Origin of the sequence: Nostocoides australiense Ben110, from assembly GCF_001050535.1 — a bacterium.
Lineage (GTDB): Bacteria > Actinomycetota > Actinomycetes > Actinomycetales > Dermatophilaceae > Nostocoides_A > Nostocoides_A australiense.
In genome coordinates this window covers 2675961-2680057 of record NZ_HG764815.1, presented here as the reverse complement: position 1 = coordinate 2680057, position 4097 = coordinate 2675961, and the positions used below count along the sequence as shown (strand labels likewise).

1 protein-coding gene and 1 pseudogene are annotated in these 4097 nt (G+C 69.0%); both read left to right on the top strand.

Translation table 11 applies throughout. The features are described 5' to 3' along the window. Positions 1-239: 239 nt before the first annotated feature. Positions 240-3545, top strand: a complete 3306-nt coding sequence (gene fdh / locus BN11_RS12875; protein WP_157044133.1) for a formate dehydrogenase — start codon at positions 240-242, stop codon at positions 3543-3545. Positions 3546-3604: 59 nt separating this feature from the next. Further along, positions 3605-4097: pseudogene (locus tag BN11_RS23790) on the top strand (4Fe-4S dicluster domain-containing protein); the annotation flags it as partial.

The window sequence follows — 4097 nt, the reverse complement described above, 5'->3', positions numbered from 1 at the left end:
CGGTGGCGCCGGCCGCCGCGGGCGCCCGCCAGGGCAAAGGATCCTTCGGCCGGCTCGCGGCCGTGCGCCCCTCGTGGCGACAGGGCACCTCCTGATCCGCGACTGCTAATCCGCGATTGCGGCGGCGGGTGCCGATAGGGTCCCTGGGCAGGGCGAATGCGCAGGACGGATGCGTAGGAAGATGCACAGGCCCGATGCATCAGGACGGCGCGTCAGACCCAACCGAGCAGGAGGGTGCGATGGCGGATCGAGGTACATTCCTCGGCTGGCCGGTGCTGCGGCAGCTGGCGAGCGGCGACTTCCTGGGCCGCGGGCCGGCGGTGACCACGCGGCATACCCGCGAACGGACGGCACGCACCGCAACCGCTGACAAGGTCGTCAAATCCGTCTGCCCCTATTGCGCCGTCGGCTGCGGGCAGAACATCTTCGTCAAGGACGGCCGGGTCGTGCAGATCGAGGGCGACCCCGACAGTCCCGTCAGCCGGGGCCGGTTGTGCCCCAAGGGCAGCGCCAGCGAGCAGCTGGTCAACAACCCCCGCCGCCAGACCACCGTCCTGTATCGCGCGCCCTACGCCACGGACTGGACACACCTCGGCCTGGACGAGGCGACCGACATGATCGCCGACAGGGTGGTCGAGACCCGCCGGCGCACCTGGCAGGACAAGGACGAGCACGGCCAGTTCCTGCGCCGCACGATGGGCATCGCGAGCCTGGGCGGGGCCGCGCTGGACAACGAAGAGAACTACCTGATGAAGAAGCTGTATACGGCCATGGGCGCGATCCAGGTCGAGAACCAGGCGCGTATTTGACACAGCTCCACGGTTCCCAGTCTGGGAGCCTCGTTCGGGCGCGGCGGCGCCACGCAGTTCGTGCAGGACATGGCCAATTCGGACTGCATCGTCATCCAAGGCTCCAATATGGCCGAGTGCCACCCGGTGGCCTATCAGTGGGTGACGGAGGCGAAGCTGCGTGGTGCCCGGGTGATCCACGTCGACCCGCGTTTCACCCGCACCTCCGCCGTGGCCGACCGGCACATCCCCATCCGCGCCGGCAGTGACGTCATCCTCCTCGGTGCCCTGATCAACCACGTGCTGACCACCGAGACCTACTTCCGCGACTACGTCCAGGCCTACACCAACGCCACGATGCTCGTCTCCGACGACTTTCAGGACACCGAGGATCTCGGCGGCGTCTTCTCCGGCTACGACCCCGAGACCGGGCAGTACGACCTGACCAGCTGGGCCTACAAGTCCCGGGCGGCGGGGGAGGAGAAGGTCGGCGAGCCCGGCCCGGAGGAACACGGCGCCGAGCAGGCAGCGGTGGCCGAGGGACAGGCATACGGCTCGGGCGGCCCGCCGCTCGATCACGCGCTCATCGAGCGCGACCCGACGATGACCGACCCGCGGTGCGTGCTGCAGGTGCTGCGGCGCCATTACGCGCGCTATACCCCCGCACTCGTCACCGAGGTCTGCGGCATCGGGCGCGAGGACTTCGACTATCTCGCCCGCTCGATCGTCGAGAACAGCGGCCGGGAGCGGACGACGATGTTCGCGTATGCGGTGGGCTGGACCCAGCATTCCCTCGGGGCCCAGTTCATCCGCACCAGCGCGATCCTGCAGCTGCTCATGGGCAATGTCGGGCGGCCGGGCGGCGGGATCATGGCGCTGCGCGGTCACGCCTCCATCCAGGGAGCCAGCGACATCCCGACCCTGTTCAACCTGCTGCCGGGCTATCTGCCGATGCCGGTGGCGGGCAAGCACGAGTCCCTCGGGCAATACCTCGAGGCCGTTTCCTCCAAGCGGCAGAAGGGTTTTTGGACCAAGGCCGACACGTACATGGTCAGCCTGCTCAAGGCGTGGTGGGGCGATGCGGCGCAGCCGGACAACGACTTCTGCTACGACTACCTGCCCCGGCTGAACGGCAACCACAACACCTATCAGTCGGTCATGGACATGATCGCCGGCACGGTCAAGGGCTATTTCCTCCTCGGTCAGAACCCGGCCGTCGGGTCCGCCCACGGCCGGATGCAGCGTTTCGGCATGGCCAATCTCGACTGGCTCGTCGTGCGAGATATCAACCTCATCGAGTCGGCGACCTGGTGGAAGGACGGCCCCGAGATCGCCTCCGGCGAGATGGAGACCGACAAGATCGCCACCGAGGTCTTCTTCCTTCCGGCGGCCAATCACGCGGAGAAGGACGGCACCTTCACCCAGACCCAGCGGATGCTGCAGTGGCACTTCAAGGCCGTCGAGCCGCCGGGCGACGCCCGCTCCGACCTGTGGTTCTACTACGTCCTCGGCCAGAAGATCCGCGAGCGGCTCGCCGGCTCCACCGACCCGGTCGACCGGCCCTTGCTCGACCTGACCTGGGACTATCCGCAGGACGAGCACGGTGAGCCGGACGCCGACGCGATCCTGCGCGAGGTCAACGGCACCTATCTGACCGGGGAGAAGGCCGGGCAGGCGCTGCCCGGTTTCGTCGAACTCAAGGCCGACGGCTCGACCGCCTCCGGGTGTTGGATCTATTCCGGCGTGTATGCCGGTGAGGTCAACCGGTCCAAGAACAAGGTCCCCGACGCCGAGCAGAGCTGGGTCGCACCCGACTGGGGCTGGGCCTGGCCGATGAACCGGCGCATCCTCTACAACCGCGCGTCCGCCGACCCGCAGGGCCGGCCGTGGAGCGAACGGAAGGCCTACGTCTGGTGGGACGAGGAACAGGGCACGTGGGTGGGCCACGATGTGCCCGACTTCCCGGTGACCACGGACCCGGCATACCGCCCGGCGGACACCGCGACCGGACCGGACGCCCTCGCCGGCGACGATCCGTTCATCATGCAGGCCGACGGCAAGGGCTGGCTATTCGCGCCCAAGGGCATGATCGACGGGCCGATGCCGACCCACTACGAGCCGCAGGAGAGCCCGGTCGACAACGCCCTCTATCCCCAGCAGCGCAATCCGTCGCGGCTGGTCTATCCGCGCAAGGACAACCTCACGGCGCCGTCGGCGGGGGATCCCGGTGTCGATGTCTACCCGTATGTCGCGACGACCTACCGGCTGACCGAGCATCACACCGCGGGGGCGATGAGCCGCTGGCTGCCGTATCTGTCGGAGCTGCAGCCGGAGTTCTTCTGCGAGGTCAGCCCCGAGCTCGCCGCCGAACGCGGCCTCGAGAACGGCGGGTGGGCGACGCTGATCTCGCCGCGCTCGGCGATCGAGGCGCGGGTGCTGGTGACGGAGCGGATGACTCCGCTGGTCGTCGGCGGGCGCACCGTGCACCAGATCGGTATGCCGTATCACTGGGGCGTCGGCGGCACCGGCGCTGTGGTGCAAGGAGATTCGGCCAACGACCTGCTCGGCGTCACCCTCGACCCCAACGTCTCGATCCAGGAGAGCAAGGTCAGTTCGGTCGACATCCAGCCGGGGCGGCGCCCGCACGGGGCCGACCTGCTGCGGCTGGTGCAGGACTATCAGTCCCGGTCCGGGATCACGGTGATGACCGGCAACGACCGGCTCGAGGACGCCGAGGAGCGTGGGGAGGCCCGGTGAGCATCTCGAGGTCGCCCGCCGAATGGGGCAAGGGAGTGCGCTCGATGCTGCGCGACAGCATGGACGCCCACTTCTGGAAGAACCAGCTGAGCGGCCCCACCGATCCCGCGCAGGACGCCGCGTGGCCGGACCCGCCGCCGCGCAAGGGGTTCTTCACCGACACCTCGATCTGCATCGGCTGCAAGGCGTGCGAGGTGGCGTGCAAGGAGTGGAACCAGCTGCCGATGGACAACATCGGCATGACCGGCAACTCCTACGACAACACCGGCCACCTCGGCGCCAACACCTGGCGGCATGTCGCCTTCGTCGAGCAGTCGGCCGAGCACATCGCGCAGGCCCGGGTCGCCGGGGCCCGCCTCGTGGAGTTGGGTATGCCGCAGGTCCGGGATGCCGCTGCCGGGTCGCCGGACGCTGAGCTCCCGCGGGCGGACGCTGGGCTCCCGCGGGCGACGGCGATGAACTCCAGCCGGGCGGTCCCGAGCGGGTTGCCGCTCGACGGCCCGGGCACCCGCGCCGCCCTGCCCTCTGAGTCGAGTGAGCGCGACACGCCCA